This window comes from Streptomyces sp. NBC_00691, assembly GCF_036226665.1.
GTDB lineage: Bacteria > Actinomycetota > Actinomycetes > Streptomycetales > Streptomycetaceae > Streptomyces.
Map to the genome: position 1 here is coordinate 349,905 of NZ_CP109007.1, position 13,363 is coordinate 363,267.

The window sequence follows — 13,363 nt, forward strand, 5'->3', positions numbered from 1 at the left end:
CCCTCAATGAATGCCGATCCGATCACAAGAGTTCCGAACTGATCAACAACGCATCTATAGTGCCGTCGTTGCGTCTTCCTTCCCCGCGTGCCCGCTCTTGAGAGTCTGGTTGATGTCGGCGTCACCCACCCCCTTCCGTCCTGCCCTGACCGCCTCGCTGCTGACCGCCGCCGCGGGCGGTGCGCTCGCAGTGGCCTCCGTCGCCGCGGCGCCGGGCGGAGTCCGTACCCCGCTCGGCTGGTTCGCCGCCTGCGGCGTCCTGCTGCTCTCGGCCGCGGCCTTCGCCGTGACCTGGTACGGGCGGACCGCGCGCGTACTCGCCCGGCGCGCCGAGACCCTCGCCTCCGAAGTCGCCTCCAAGGACGCGTACGTCGCCCGGTTCGCGGCCACCGCCGAGCGTGAGACCGCCACCCTCAAGGACCGCCTGGAGGCGGAGACCGCCGCCGCCCGGGCGGCCCACGCGGCCCGGTCCGAGGAACTCGCCCGGTCCCACGCGGCCGAGATCGCCGTACTGCGCCGGGAACGAGCCGCCGAGACCGCGCGGCTCGAAACCCGGCTGCGCCGCGCCGAGTCCGGCCGGTCCGCGGCCATGGCCGCCGCGGCCAACGCCGCCGGCCGTATGCAGGCCCTCGCGACGAGCATGCTCGCCGACCTCCGCGAGATGGAGAACCGGCACGCCGACGAGGACGTCCTGACCGACCTGCTCCACCTCGACCACCGCACCGCGCAGGCGGGCCGGCTCGCCGACTCCGTCGCCGTGCTCAGCGGGGCCAGGTCCGGCCGGCGCTGGGCCCGCCCCATCGTCATGGAGTCGATCCTCCGCGGCGCCATGGGCCGGATCAGCGGCTACCAGCGGGTGCGCCTGCACTCCAGCAGCGACGCGGCCGTCGCCGGGCACGCGGCCGAGGGCGTCATGCACGCCCTGGCCGAACTCATGGACAACGCGGCGAACTTCTCGCCGCCCACCGCCGAGGTGCACGTCTACGTCGAGGAGGTCCCGGCCGGCGTCATCGTCGCCATCGAGGACAGCGGCCTCGTGATGAGCGACGTGCAGCAGCGCCGCGCGGAGGCCGCCGTCGGTTCGGCGCCGCAGGACCTGGCCGGCCTCTCCGGTACCCGCCTCGGCCTCGCGGTCGTCGGCCGACTGGCGCGCAAGCACGGCCTCACCGTGTCGTTCCGCCCCTCCGCGCGCGGCGGCACCGGCGCCCTGCTCATGCTGCCGCAGGAGCTGATCAGCCACGCACCCGCGGAGCCGACGGCCACACCCGCCGACCCGCTGCCGCCGGTCTCGGGCCGCGGCCTGTCCGTGCCCGCCACGACGGGCGGCACGACCGCCGCCCCGGCCCCCGAGCCCGAGACCGAGACCGTGCACGACAACGCGGCCGAGGCCACCGGCGAACACCCGCGGTTCGGCGAGAGCGGCCTGCCCCAGCGCCGCCGCGGCCGTGCCATGGCCGCCGCCCACCCCGAGGGGCCGCTGGCCTCCGAGAAGACTCCCGCCGAAGGGCCGCGCACCGGCGCGGCCGCCGGCGCGGCGAACCGGTTCGGTACGTTCCGCCGCGCGGTCCGCGCCACCACCGCCCGGCCGGACGGCGAGCCCGAAGGCGCCCCCGCGCCGGAGACCGCCACCGTCACGCCCGCCGGCGACGACCGTCCCGGCTCCTCCTCCGCACCCACCGATCCGGCCGGCCCGACGTCCGCTCCGCGGACGCCGTCGCCGTCCTCGAACCCCCCGTACCCGGAAGGCACCTCGTAATGACCGGCTCCACCACCGACGAGAAGCTCAGCTGGCTCCTCGAGGGCCTGCTGGAACGCACCCCGGGCACCCGGCACGCCCTGGTGCTCTCCCGCGACGGCCTCAAGCTCTGCCGCACCCCCGAGCTCTCCGTCGACCAGGCCGACCAGCTCGCCGCGATCGCCGCCGGCATCCAGAGCCTGTCGCACGGTGCCTCCGTGGAGTTCGGCGACGGCACCGGCGGGGTCCGCTCCGCGATCGCCGAGTTCTATGGCGGCATCCTCTTCATCGTGGAGGCCGGCGAGGGAGCCCACCTCGCCGTCGTCGCCGACGAGGACGCCGACGCCGGCCTCGTGGGCCACAACATGTCGGAGCTGGTGGAGCAGTTGAGCGAGCACCTGGTCGCGAGGCCCCGGGGATGAGCCGCGGCAGACCGGGCAGGGACGACTCCCCCGACCGGCTCTACACCCTGACCGGCGGCCGCAGCCGTGCCGGGTCCGACTCCTTCGACCTGGTGACCCTGGTGGTCTCCGAGAGCGACCCGGCCCCCGGCATGCAGTCGGAGCACGCCGCCATCCTGCGCATGTGCCGGTACCCCACCGCGGTGGTGGAGGTCGCGGCCGGGCTAGGTCTGCCCGTGTCGATCACCCGGATCCTCCTGGCCGACCTGCACGACACCGGCGGGATCAGCGCCCGGCATCCCCGTGCGTCGTACAGCCTTCCCGATCACGACATCCTGGAGCAGGTGCTCGTTGGACTCCGTAACCTCTGAACAGCGCCAGACCCTGCACAGCACCGCCGACAACGGACTGAAGATCGTCGTCGTCGGCGGATTCGGAGTCGGCAAGACCACCCTCGTCCGCTCGGTCAGCGAGATCCGTCCGCTGAACACCGAGGAGACGATGACGCAGGCGGGCGAAGGCGTCGACGACACCTCCGGGGTCGCCGCCAAGTCGGCCACCACCGTGGCCTTCGACTTCGGCCGGATCTCGCTCGACACCCACAACGTCCTGTACCTGTTCGGGGCACCCGGCCAGGAGCGGTTCTGGTTCCTGTGGGACCGGCTGTTCTCCGGGACGCTCGGCGCGGTGGTGCTCGTCGACACCCGTCGGCTCGCCGACTCCTGGTACGCCATCGACCGCCTGGAGCACCACGGGACGCCGTTCGTCGTCGCCTGCAACGACTTCGGCGGCCCGTCCCACACCCCCGCCCAGATCCGCGGGGCCCTCGACCTCGCCGACGAGGTTCCGCTGGTCTTCTGCGACGCCCGGTCGCGCGAGTCCAGCAAGCAGGTCCTCATCTCGCTCGTCGAGCACCTGCGGACCGTCGTCGCCCCGGCCACGCCGCCGGTCCCGCAGCCGATCCCGGAGCCCACCCCGTGACCCTCCCCGAGCACCCGCCCGTCCCCCTCAGCGGGCCACGCTTCCAGACCGACCCCACCGAGCTGTACCGGCAGATCCGGCGCGAGCACGGAGCGGTCGCCCCCGTCGTGCTGGACGGCGGCATACCGGCCTGGCTGGTCCTCGGCTACCGCGAACTCCACCAGGTCACCAGCGACCCCGCCCTCTTCTCCCGCGACTCCGATCTGTGGAACCAGTGGGACTCCATTCCGCCGGACTGGCCGCTGCTGCCGATGATCGGCCGCAAGCAGCCGTCCATCCTCTACACCGTCGGGGAGCGGCACCGCGAGCGCGCGAACGTCATCTCCTCGGCCCTGGAGGGGATCGACCCGTTCGTGCTCAAGGAGCGGGCCGAGCGCTTCGCCGACGAGCTGATCGACGCACTGTGCGGCAAGGGGTCCTGCGACATCATCGCCGAGTACGCGATGCTGCTGCCGGTACGCGTCCTCGCCAGCGTCTACGGCTTCTCCGAGGAGCAGGGGCCGGGGCTCGTCACCGCCCTCAACGACATGATCAACGGCCAGGAGGGCGCGCTGGAGGGCCAGCGTCACCTCGCGGAGTCGATGTTCGCCCTCCTCGCCGCGAAGGCGGAGGAGCCGGGCGACGACGTGGCCTCCCGGATGCTGGGCAACACCGACGGCTTCACGGTCGAGGAGGTCGCCCAGGACCTCATGGTGATGCTGGCCGCCGGCCATCAGCCCACCGCCGACTGGATCGGCAACTCGCTGCGGCTGATGCTCACCGACGACCGGTTCGCCGCCTCGCTGTCCGGCGGCCGGCACAGCGTCGGCGAGGCGATGAACGAGGTCCTGTGGGAGGACACCCCCACCCAGAACGTCGCCGGCCGCTGGGCCTCGCGCGACACCCACCTGGGCGGGCGCCGGATCGGCCGCGGCGACCTGCTGCTGCTCGGTCTGGCCGCCGCCAACTCCGACCCGCACGTGCGCGCCGACGCGGGCCGGCTCACCGGCGGCAACAACGCCTACCTGTCCTTCGGCCACGGCGAGCACCGCTGTCCCTTCCCCGCGCAGGAGGTCGCCGAGACCATCGCGCGCACGGGGATCGAGGTGCTGCTCGACCGGCTGCCGGACGTCGACCTCGCGGTCCCCGCGGCCGACCTCGCCCGCCGCCCCTCCCCCTGGCTGCGCGGACTCTCCGCGCTCCCCGTGACCTACACCCCGACCCCCGCCCTTGGAGCCCTCGGATGACCTGCCCGCACGCCCACGCCGCGTCCGCCGCCGACGCCATCGTCCTGGACCCCTTCGTCGCCGACCTCGACGGCGAGAGCGCCCGGCTGCGGGCCGCGGGCCCGCTGGCCCGTGTCGTCCTGCCCGGCGGGGTGCCCTGCTGGGCCGTCACCCACCACGCCGAGGCGCGGCGGCTGCTCACCGACGCCCGCCTGGTCAAGGACATCGACGCCTGGGGGGCCTGGCAGCGCGGCGAGATACCCATGGACTGGCCGCTGATCGGCCTCGCGAACCCCGGCAAGTCGATGCTGACGGTGGACGGCGACGAGCACCGGCGGCTGCGTACGCTGGTCGCGCAGGCGCTGACCACGCGCCGGGTCGAGCGGCTGCGCGAGGGCATCGAGGCCCTCACCACGGGCATGCTGGACCGGCTGGCGGAGCTTCCGGCGGGCGAGACGGTCGACCTGAAGGCGGAGTTCGCCTACCCGCTGCCGATGAACGTGGTCAGCGACCTCATGGGCGTCGACCCGGTCGACCACCCGCGGATGAAGGCCCTGTTCGAGAAGTTCTTCTCGACGCAGACGCCGCCCGAGGAGGTGCCGCAGATGATGGCGGACCTGGGCACGCTGTTCGCGGGCATCGTGGCGGGCAAGGTCGAGAAGCCCGGTGACGACCTCACGAGCGCGCTGATCGAGGCGTCGGAGGGCGGCGACCGCCTCACCACGGAGGAGATCACCAACACGCTCCAGCTGATGGTGGCGGCCGGGCACGAGACGACGATCAGCCTCATCGTGAACGCCGTCCTGGCTCTGGAGACCCACCCCGAGCAGCGTGCCCTGGTCCTCTCCGGGGAGGTGCCGTGGGCGAACGTGATCGAGGAGACCCTGCGCTGGTCGACGCCCACCTCTCACGTGCTGATCCGCTTCGCCACCGAGGACATCGAGGTGGGCGACCGGATCCTGCCCAAGGGCGAGGCGCTGATCGTCTCGTTCGGCGCCATCGGCCGGGACGAGGAGCAGTACGGCCCGACGGCGGGCTCGTTCGACGTGACCCGTACGCCGAACCGCCACATCTCCTTCGGTCACGGCCCGCACGTCTGCCCGGGTGCAGCGCTCTCCCGTCTGGAGGCGTCGGTGGCCCTGCCGGCCCTGTACGCGCGTTTCCCGGGGCTGCGTCTCGCCGTCGCGCCCGAGGAGCTGCGGAACAAGCCGGTCGTCACGCAGAACGACCTGTTCGACCTCCCGGTCGTCCTGGTCTGACGGGACCTCGACGAGTGGGCCCGGTGTCCACCGGGTGCGGGCCGATGTCTCCGGCCCGCACCCGGTGGCACGCCCGGGGTCCGGGCACTCCGCGAGGTCCGTGACGTCCGCCGGGTCCGCCGTGAGGCACTCCGTGGGGTCTGCCGTCGGTCGAGGGCCGGGAGGACTCCCGCACCGCGGTGGAGCCGGGTCGCGGAGAGGCAGGGCGCGCCCGGCGTCCGACGGTCCCGGACCGGTGGGGCGAGGACAGGGAGCATGGCGTGCATGACCACTGAGCATCCCGCCGAGCGCGGCGGACCCGAACACGACCGGTTCGCCGCGTTCTCCGATCGGGCGTCGAACGTCACCGGCTCCCCGCTGTTCTACGTCCTGTGCGTGCTCCTGGTCCTCGGCACGGTCGTCCTGCATTTCCTGCATCCGCCGCTGTCCTGGCTGATCTTCGCCGGGGACGTCATGACGGCCGTCAACCTCCTCCTGCTCGCTCTCCTGAAGAACACCGAACGGCGTGACACACACGCTGTTCAGCGCAAGCTGGACGCCATCGCGGCAGCTCTTCTGGAGCAACGCGAAGGCACCGGCCACAGGGCGGCCGACGAACTGCGGCAGGCGATCCGGATGGAGGAGAACCAGTAAGACCGTCGGCGCGTCCCCCACGTGCGGGGCGTCACCTCCCGGGCGGGCTCGGCCGGCCCGCGCCGAGCCGTCCGTCCCCGAAGCGGGGGTGATCCCTCGTCCGCCCGGCCGTACCCGCGTATGAACCCCGGAGCGTCCGGGCAGGCGGGTTGTCCAGAGGCCCCCTGCGGGGCGGCGACGGACGAGGTGGGGCGTGGCAGTCGGCAAAGGACAGCAGAACCAGGGCCAGGGGCTGCTCGCGCGCCTCCGGCGTGACCCGTTCGCCGTCCAGACCGTGCGGTCCGCGGCGGCGGCCACCCTCAGCTATGTCGTGGCCCTCCGGCTGAGCGCCGAACCGGTGCCCCTCACCGCGCCCCTCACCGCCCTGCTCGTCGTCCAGGTCACGCTCTACTCCACCGTGACCACGAGCCTGCGCCGGGTGAACTCGGTCGTCGTCGGCGTGCTCATCGCCATCGCGTTCAGTGCCGTCGTCGGCCTCTCCTGGTGGAGTCTCGCCCTCGTCATCCTCGCCTCCCTGCTCGTCGGCCGGCTCGTCAGGGTCGAGGAGTTCATCCCCGAGGTCGCCATCAGCGCGATGCTCGTCCTCGGCGTCACCCAGGTGTCCGACACCGCCTGGGACCGCGTCCTGGAGACCCTCATCGGCGCCGCCGTGGGCATGCTCTTCAACCTGGTCCTGGCTCCGCCCGTCTGGGTCGACACCGCGGGCGACTCCATCGAGGACCTCGCCCGGCGGATGCGGCTGCTGCTCCTCGACGTGGCGGAGGAGTTCACCGGCGCGCCTCCCGTCGAGCGGGCCGCGACCAGGCTCCACGAGGCCCGCCGTCTCGACAACGACGTCGCCGACGTCGACGGGGCGCTGCGCACCGCCGAGGACAGCCTGCGGCTCAACCCCCGTGTCAAGGAGGGCCTCCTGCACCGGGTGGTGCTGCGTACCGGCCTCGACACCCTGGAGATCTGCGCCGTCGTCCTGCGGGTCCTCGCCCGCACCCTCACCGACCTCGCGAAGCACCGTGACGGGCACCAGCTGCTGCCCGAGCCGGCCGCCCTCGCCATCCGTGAGACCGCCCAGTACACCGCCGACGCCCTCGTCAGTTTCGCCGTCCTGGTCACCGCGCGCGGCAGCGAGGACGCCGAGGCCGCGGAGACCCGGCTCGCGGGCGAGCTGCGGGCGGCGAGGGCCTGCCGTGACCACGCCGCCGACCGGCTCCTCGCCCTCGCCCTCGCGGACGCCGGACGGTGGCAGCTGTACGGGGCCCTGCTCACCGAGGTCGACCGGATCCTCGACGAACTCGACCCCGAGCACCGGGGCCACCGGCTGATGGAGGAGCTGGACCGGCGGGTCCGTGAGCGGACCGACCGCCGACGCCGTCTCGCCCTCCGCGACCGGTGGAACGCGCGCCGGGCCGCCCGTGCCGACGGCTGAGCGCTCGGCGACGGGGGTACGCGGAGGCGGGTCGGCAGCGACCGCGGGCGCGTGACATCGTGGGGTCATGACCATCGTCGTCCGCCCGGCGTCCGTCTTCGAGGACGTCCGCGCCCTGGTCGGTCCGAAGTCGCCCGGGGCCAACGTCTGCTGGTGCCTGAGCTACCGGATCCCGTCCAAGCTCAACAACGAGCTCCGCGGTCCGGCCCGCGGTGAGTACGTCGCCGAGCTGTGCCGGTCGACGCCTCCGCCGGGTGTGCTCGCGTACGACGGCGACGAGCCTGTCGGCTGGGCCGCCGTGGCACCGCGCTCGGGCACCTCGTTCGCGCGCAGCCGTAAGATCCCGCACGTCGACGACCTGCCGGTCTGGGCGCTGTGGTGCGTCCGGGTGCGCCCCGGTCACCGCGGGAAGGGGATCTCGCACGCCCTCATCGCCGGTGCGGTCGAGTTCGCCCGCGGCCACGGCGCACCGGCGGTCGAGGCGTACCCGCTGGACAACGGTGACGCCAAGGTCGACCTGACGATGGCGTACGCGGGGATCCGGAAGAACTTCGAACGCGCCGGGTTCACCCATGCCGCCGACACCACTTCGGTACTGGCGGGTCATCCGCGGGTCCTGATGCGGCTCGACCTGCGCTGACGCACCGACTGCCCCGGGCGCGTCACGGGGAGGGGAGCACCACGGTCAGCGCCACGGTCGCCGAGGCCACGCGCACCGGCACCTGACCGTTCACCGGCCCCTGGCTGATCGCCGGTCCCTGCCGACCGTCACTCGGATCGACCGCCACGAGCCGGTTCGTACGGCTCCGCGCGGACAGCGCCGAGCGCCACTCCCCACGGGTAGGCCTCCGGCGTCCCGGGCTGGTTCGGCACGAATCCGCCCTCCCCGTAGAGGACGGTGACGCCGGCCGCGCGGAGCGTCTCCACCGACCGTTCGAAGGCGGGGTGCTGAGCGTAGGCCGCGTTCACGCACGGCATCGTCACCGTGGGGATCCGCTTTCCGATGCCCTCGGCCACGACGCCGACGACGAACTTGTCCGTCAGCCCGAGCGCCCACTGGTTGATCGTGTTGAACGTGGCCGGCGCCAGGAGGATGGCGTCCGCCGGCGGCCACACCTCAGGCTGTCCGGGCAGCTCGTAGTCCCAGCGGACGGGATGGCCCGTGAGAACGGCGAGGCCGTCGAGCGAGTCACCGAGCCAGCGTGCGGCTGCGGGGGTGAGGCCGAGGCAGACGTCCCAGCCGTCGGCCTGCGCGTCCTCGATGACATGGGCGATGTCGAAGACGGGCGGGGCCGCGCAGCTGAAGAGGTACAAGGTCCGAGTAGGCATGCGCCTATCCGATCACACACGATCATCTCCGCTCCGGGTGGCATCACGGGCGCACGCGGAGCGGGGCGCGCCTCACTCCCGCTGGTCCACGATGTTCTGGACCTCGTCGGCGATGCCGTCCAGAACGGCCTTCGGGTCGGAGGACGGCGCGACAGCCCGGCCGATGTTCCTCTTGATGGTGTTGCTCACCTGCAGCCAGGACGGTTCGTTCACCGGGTAGAGCTCGGCACCGCTCAGGGCGTCGAGGAACTGCTCGTTGCCGGGGTTCGCCGCGTCCTTGGACGCCTGGCTCGCGGTGACCGTGGAGGGCAGCAGATGGTAGCGGCTGGCGAACGTGGTGAGGTTCTTGTCCTCGTAGACGAAATCGAGAAAGCTGCCCACGAGTTCACGATTTCCATCGCGCTTGAAAGCCATCATCCAGTCGGCGACACCCGCAGAAGCCGTCGCCATTCCGTCTTCCAGCGTGTCCGAGACCGGCATTCTCAGCGTGCCGACCTTCATTCCCTTCGCCCGCGCCTCGTGCAGAAGCGAGGGATATCCGTTCAGCATTCCGACTTCACCGCGCAGGAATGCGGCGAACGCGTCCTTCCGGTTGACGCCGCCCGGCGGTACCGGGCCGGTCAGGCCGGGCTCGACGAGATTGTTCTTGATCCAGCGGAATGTCTCCGTGTTCCGGTCGGACGCGATGTCGTATCCGCCGGTGTCGCCGGCGTACCCTCCGCCGTTGCTCAGTTCCCAGATCAGTGCCTCGGCGTGGGCCTCCTCGGGGCCGAGCGGCAGGGCGTACGGGCAGGGCACACCCTCCGCCTTGAGGGCCTTGGCCGCCGTTTCCAGTTCGTTCCAGGTCTTCGGCGGCTTCGCTCCGGCCTTGTCGAACAGCTCCTCGTTGTAGAAGAGAAGCCGGCTGCTGGCCACGAAGGGCAGGCCGTAGAGCGTGTTGTCGACCGAACCCGCCTTGACCAGCGGTGCCAGGAAGTTCGACTCCACCCTCACCGAGAGCAGTTCGTCGGCGGCATAGAGCCGGCCCTGTGCCGCGAAATCGGAGTACGCGCCCATCAGCGCCACGTCGGGGGCGTTTCCCTCTTCGACGAGGCGGGTGACCTCACGGTCGATCTCGGCCCACGGGTGGAGCGTCACCTCGACCTTCTTACCGGGGTGGGCGGCGGTGAAAGCCGCGATCAGTCGGTCCCAGTACTCCTTGGAGCTGGTCCCCGGGCTGGTGCCGTACTCGGCCGCCACCAGGCGCAAGGTCGTCCCGTCGCCGCTTCCGGACGAGCCGCAGGACGTGACGAAGGAGCCCAGCAGTCCGAGTGCGGCCACGGAGGCGGTGGCGCCGGAGAGTCTTGGTCGCACGGGATCGTTCCTTTTGATTTCTTCGGACAGTGCGTCCGGCATCCTCTCCTGAATCGGGACACATGACGTCACCCGCTCAAGAATTGTGGCATTTTCTCCAACCGAACCCGCGGGGTCTGGTGCTTTCTCATATGCCGCGTCCGAATATGACGCGCGTAGAACGCTCCCTATTGTCCGCCGCTCTCCGCGAGGGAGTGTCAGCCGACGGTCTGTTCCCGGCCGTCGGGCGGAACAGATGTGGGGGCCTGCGTTCCGCCGCCGGCCCCCACACGTCCTCGTCTACACGAGGGCCTCCTGGAGCGGGAGCGCCAGGTGACAGTGGATCAGCCTTCTGCGGACGGGGCGCCCGGAAGGCCGGGCCGGGTGGCGGCGTTCGCGGCGGCGTTCGCGGGGTTCCCACTGGACGAGCAGGACGGCCGCGGCCATGGGAACGCAGGTCAGGAGGATGAACGTCATGACGTGGCCGTCGCCTTCGACGCGTCGGCGTGGGCCGTCCGCCGCCCCGCGGGGCACGCGGTGTCCATGAGGTGCTGAACAGCCCTCGACCGGTTCGCGAGCCTGAGGCGGCGTCCGCGCCGGGGCCACCAGTCGAGAACGGCGAGGAAGCCGGAGTCGCAGAAGGTGACCTGGCTCGTGTCCAGCACGAGCCCGGTGCAGCCGCCGTCGGCGGCGGAGGCCAGCAGCGTCCGCAGCGGGATGGCGCTGTAGTGGTCGATCTCCCCGGCCAGGTGGACGACCAGAGTGCTGCCGAAGGTCGTGCAGGATGCGACGACTATGGCGCAGGGCGCGGTGTCCGCGCCCGAGTCGTGTACGGCGGACGGGACCGGTGCGGTGAGAGGAGCGGGCTTTATCGGGGCGGTGCTTGAGGTGGTCACATCTCCATCAACGCCTCCGGACCGGTCTCGGGAAACGAGCCCCGCGGCGCATTCACCCCATGTGATCAGCGCCTATGCCCGACACGGGGGAAAGATTACGCCCGGAGGAGGACAACCACGGCGAGGATCTTGACCGCGGCGAGGAAACACGGGTCGACGGTGGCGGCCGGCGCGGCGCGCCCCGGCTCTGCGGTGGCCCGCCCCGCGTAACGTGACGGGCCCCGGGGGCGGTCCTGGACGGCCGGCGTGAAGCCCGGGGCGAGAGAAGAGGGGTGACGGACCGGCATGGGAACGACGGACGACGACGAACTGCACGACGTGACGGTCGTCGGGGCCGGGGCCGCCGGGCTCGCCTGCGCCACGGACCTGTTCGCCGCGGGGCTGCGTGTGCGGCTGCTGGAGGCCGACGACACCGTCGGCGGACGGATGCGTACCGACCGGGTCGCGGGTTTCACCGTCGACCGAGGGTTCCAGGTCTTCAACACGGCGTATCCGCAGGTGAAGCGCCGCCTCGACCTGCGGGCGCTGCGGCTGCGGCCGTTCACGCCCGGCGTGCTCGTGCACACGGACGACGGGATGCGGCGCTTCACCGATCCCAGCCGGCGTTTCCGTGAGAGCCGTGACCTCCTGCCAGGACGGCTGGCGTCCGGCCGCGACCTGCTGGCCCTCGGTGTGCTGACGGCACGCGACGTGCTCGCACCGGCCTCCCGGCTGCGGACGCGGCCCGACCGCACGACGCTCACCGCCCTGGCCGACGCCGGAGTGTCCCCCGACCTCGTGGAGACGTTCTTCCGGCCCTTCCTCTCCGGAGTCTTCCTCGAGGACGACCTGGAGACCTCGGCCCGCTTCTTCCACCTCGTGTGGCGGAGCATGCTGCGCGGCACGCTGTGTCTCCCCGCCGACGGCATCGGCGCGGTCCCCGCTCAGCTCGCCTCCCGACTGCCTCCGGGCGTCCTGCGGACCGGCGCTCCCGTCGCGGCCCTCACTCCGCACGGGGTGACGCTCACCGACGGCACCGAACTCCCCTCCCCCACGGTCGTCGTCGCCACCGGGCAACGGGCCGCCGGCGAGCTCCTTCCGGGTCTCTCCGTCCCGCGGGGGCGGACCGTCACCACGCTGTACCACGCCTCCACCACGCCGCCCCTGACCGAACCCGTCCTCGTGATCGACTCACGGCGCAGGTTCCTGAACAGCTGTGTCCTCACCGCCCTGCATCCCCGGTACTCCCCCGACGGCAGGGCGCTGGTGTCCACCTCGGTCCTCGGGACGCCGGACGCCCAGGCCGTGGCCGCCGTGGTCCGCGCCCTGGGCGAGGTGTACGACACGGACACGGTGGCGTGGGAACTCGTCCACCGGGTCACGGTTCATGACGCCCTGCCCGCGATGCCCGCGCCCCATCCCCTGTCGCGCACCACTCGCGTCGCACCGGGCCGGTACGTGTGCGGTGACCACCGGGCCACGGGTTCCCTCCAGGGCGCTCTGGCCTCGGGCACCCGGGCCGCGCGTGAGGTCCTGGCCGACCTGGGACGACCCACGGGTCATTGACCTTCCGGATCGACGGATCGACGGATCGACGGATCGACCCGGGGAGAGACGGGTGCATCCGTTTCCGCGCCTGACCGGGAAGTCATTGAGGACGGGTGGCCGGTACGGGCGCTCGCCGGTCATGAGAAGGCGGAGGTCGGTACGGTGATCACGGTGGAACGGAGCTTCGTCGTCGGGCTGCCGCTGGACGAGCTCGTCGCATACCTGGAGGACTTCGGCCGTGCCGAGGAGTGGGATCCCGGGACCTTGCGCTGCGTACGGCTGGACGAGGGGCCGGTACGGCCCGGGGCCCGGTGGCGCAACACCTCGCGCTTCCGCGGCCGCACCACCGACCTCGAGTACCGGCTCGTGGAGCGCGAGCCGGCGCGTCTGATGTTCGTCGGGGAGAACAAGACGGTGACCGCGACGGACGATCTCGGTTTCGAGGCCGAGTCCGCCTCGCTCACCCGGCTGAACTACCGGGCGTCACTGCGGTTCAAGGGGCTGGCCAAGCTCGCCACGCCTTTCCTCAGGGCCGAGTTCGAGCGCCTGGGCGACGCCGTCGCCGAGCGCCTCCCGGCCGCCGCCACACGACGGCGCGCATGAGGCAGGGGACGCCCCGGCGCCCGCGGTCGCCACAGGCGT

General features: G+C 72.1%; 15 protein-coding genes. 11 read left to right on the forward strand and 4 right to left on the reverse strand.

All coding sequences use genetic code 11. From position 1 onward, the window contains the following. The first annotated feature begins 112 nt into the window (after nt 1-112). From OG392_RS01685 to OG392_RS01725, 9 genes are all read left to right on the forward strand, one after another. On the forward strand, nt 113-1,756 hold the full coding sequence (locus tag OG392_RS01685; RefSeq protein ID WP_329274683.1) for an ATP-binding protein: 1,644 nt from the start codon (nt 113-115) through the stop codon (nt 1,754-1,756). Then, nucleotides 1,756-2,157, forward strand: coding sequence for a roadblock/LC7 domain-containing protein (locus OG392_RS01690; RefSeq protein ID WP_073903351.1), 402 nt, complete (start codon nt 1,756-1,758; stop codon nt 2,155-2,157). The genes OG392_RS01685 and OG392_RS01690 overlap by 1 nt, the downstream gene beginning before the upstream one ends. Then, a complete protein-coding gene (locus tag OG392_RS01695; protein WP_329274689.1) occupies nt 2,154-2,507 on the forward strand; it encodes a DUF742 domain-containing protein in 354 nt (117 codons plus the stop codon). Before OG392_RS01690 ends, OG392_RS01695 begins: the two co-directional genes overlap by 4 nt. Beyond that, complete coding sequence (locus tag OG392_RS01700) at nt 2,488-3,117, forward strand: GTP-binding protein (RefSeq protein WP_329274692.1); 630 nt, start codon at nt 2,488-2,490, stop codon at nt 3,115-3,117. Before OG392_RS01695 ends, OG392_RS01700 begins: the two co-directional genes overlap by 20 nt. Continuing rightward, a complete protein-coding gene (locus OG392_RS01705) occupies nt 3,114-4,343 on the forward strand; it encodes a cytochrome P450 (protein ID WP_329274695.1) in 1,230 nt (409 codons plus the stop codon). The genes OG392_RS01700 and OG392_RS01705 overlap by 4 nt, the downstream gene beginning before the upstream one ends. Next, the gene (locus OG392_RS01710; RefSeq protein WP_329274699.1) at nt 4,340-5,581 is read left to right on the forward strand and encodes a cytochrome P450 family protein; all 1,242 of its coding nucleotides are present in this window, start codon (nt 4,340-4,342) and stop codon (nt 5,579-5,581) included. The genes OG392_RS01705 and OG392_RS01710 overlap by 4 nt, the downstream gene beginning before the upstream one ends. A gap of 264 nt (nt 5,582-5,845) precedes the next feature. Further along, nucleotides 5,846-6,214 carry a low affinity iron permease family protein gene (locus tag OG392_RS01715; RefSeq protein ID WP_329274702.1) on the forward strand — a complete coding sequence of 123 codons (369 nt, stop codon included), beginning with the start codon at nt 5,846-5,848 and terminating at the stop codon, nt 6,212-6,214. A 193-nt stretch (nt 6,215-6,407) separates the two neighbouring features. Next, nucleotides 6,408-7,637, forward strand: a complete 1,230-nt coding sequence (locus OG392_RS01720; protein WP_329274704.1) for an FUSC family protein — start codon at nt 6,408-6,410, stop codon at nt 7,635-7,637. A 67-nt stretch (nt 7,638-7,704) separates the two neighbouring features. Beyond that, nucleotides 7,705-8,277 (forward strand): GNAT family N-acetyltransferase, encoded by a 573-nt coding sequence (locus OG392_RS01725; RefSeq protein ID WP_329274705.1) that lies wholly within the window; start codon nt 7,705-7,707, stop codon nt 8,275-8,277. 128 nt (nt 8,278-8,405) lie between these two features. Here the strand turns inward: OG392_RS01725 and OG392_RS01730 are convergent, their stop codons facing one another. The 4 genes from OG392_RS01730 to OG392_RS01745 all read right to left on the reverse strand — a co-directional run bounded on the left by OG392_RS01730 (nt 8,406) and on the right by OG392_RS01745 (nt 11,194). Beyond that, nucleotides 8,406-8,966 carry a flavoprotein gene (locus tag OG392_RS01730; RefSeq protein WP_329274707.1) on the reverse strand — a complete coding sequence of 187 codons (561 nt, stop codon included), beginning with the start codon at nt 8,964-8,966 and terminating at the stop codon, nt 8,406-8,408. A gap of 72 nt (nt 8,967-9,038) precedes the next feature. Further along, a complete protein-coding gene (locus tag OG392_RS01735) occupies nt 9,039-10,361 on the reverse strand; it encodes an extracellular solute-binding protein (RefSeq protein ID WP_329274710.1) in 1,323 nt (440 codons plus the stop codon). A gap of 237 nt (nt 10,362-10,598) precedes the next feature. Then, nucleotides 10,599-10,775, reverse strand: coding sequence for a hypothetical protein (locus OG392_RS01740; RefSeq protein ID WP_329274713.1), 177 nt, complete (start codon nt 10,773-10,775; stop codon nt 10,599-10,601). Continuing rightward, nucleotides 10,772-11,194 (reverse strand): STAS domain-containing protein, encoded by a 423-nt coding sequence (locus tag OG392_RS01745; RefSeq protein WP_329274715.1) that lies wholly within the window; start codon nt 11,192-11,194, stop codon nt 10,772-10,774. The genes OG392_RS01740 and OG392_RS01745 overlap by 4 nt, the downstream gene beginning before the upstream one ends. Nucleotides 11,195-11,479: 285 nt before the next feature. Between OG392_RS01745 and OG392_RS01750 the strand changes: the two genes are divergently transcribed. Together OG392_RS01750 and OG392_RS01755 are read left to right on the forward strand one after the other, a co-directional pair. Beyond that, nucleotides 11,480-12,739 carry an NAD(P)/FAD-dependent oxidoreductase gene (locus tag OG392_RS01750; protein WP_329274717.1) on the forward strand — a complete coding sequence of 420 codons (1,260 nt, stop codon included), beginning with the start codon at nt 11,480-11,482 and terminating at the stop codon, nt 12,737-12,739. A 153-nt stretch (nt 12,740-12,892) separates the two neighbouring features. Further along, the gene (locus OG392_RS01755; protein WP_443054648.1) at nt 12,893-13,324 is read left to right on the forward strand and encodes an SRPBCC family protein; all 432 of its coding nucleotides are present in this window, start codon (nt 12,893-12,895) and stop codon (nt 13,322-13,324) included. Nucleotides 13,325-13,363: the final 39 nt, after the last annotated feature.

Excerpts from the sequence above, each read along its gene's own strand:
- OG392_RS01685 (WP_329274683.1), top strand. The coding sequence starts at position 113 with ATGTCGGCGTCACCCACCCCCTTCCGTCCTGCCCTGACCGCCTCGCTG.
- OG392_RS01690 (WP_073903351.1), top strand. The coding sequence starts at position 1,756 with ATGACCGGCTCCACCACCGACGAGAAGCTCAGCTGGCTCCTCGAGGGC.
- OG392_RS01695 (WP_329274689.1), top strand. The coding sequence starts at position 2,154 with ATGAGCCGCGGCAGACCGGGCAGGGACGACTCCCCCGACCGGCTCTAC.
- OG392_RS01710 (WP_329274699.1), top strand. The coding sequence starts at position 4,340 with ATGACCTGCCCGCACGCCCACGCCGCGTCCGCCGCCGACGCCATCGTC.
- OG392_RS01715 (WP_329274702.1), top strand. The coding sequence starts at position 5,846 with ATGACCACTGAGCATCCCGCCGAGCGCGGCGGACCCGAACACGACCGG.
- OG392_RS01725 (WP_329274705.1), top strand. The coding sequence starts at position 7,705 with ATGACCATCGTCGTCCGCCCGGCGTCCGTCTTCGAGGACGTCCGCGCC.
- OG392_RS01730 (WP_329274707.1), bottom strand. The coding sequence starts at position 8,966 with ATGCCTACTCGGACCTTGTACCTCTTCAGCTGCGCGGCCCCGCCCGTC.
- OG392_RS01735 (WP_329274710.1), bottom strand. The coding sequence starts at position 10,361 with ATGCCGGACGCACTGTCCGAAGAAATCAAAAGGAACGATCCCGTGCGA.
- OG392_RS01740 (WP_329274713.1), bottom strand. The coding sequence starts at position 10,775 with ATGACGTTCATCCTCCTGACCTGCGTTCCCATGGCCGCGGCCGTCCTG.
- OG392_RS01750 (WP_329274717.1), top strand. The coding sequence starts at position 11,480 with ATGGGAACGACGGACGACGACGAACTGCACGACGTGACGGTCGTCGGG.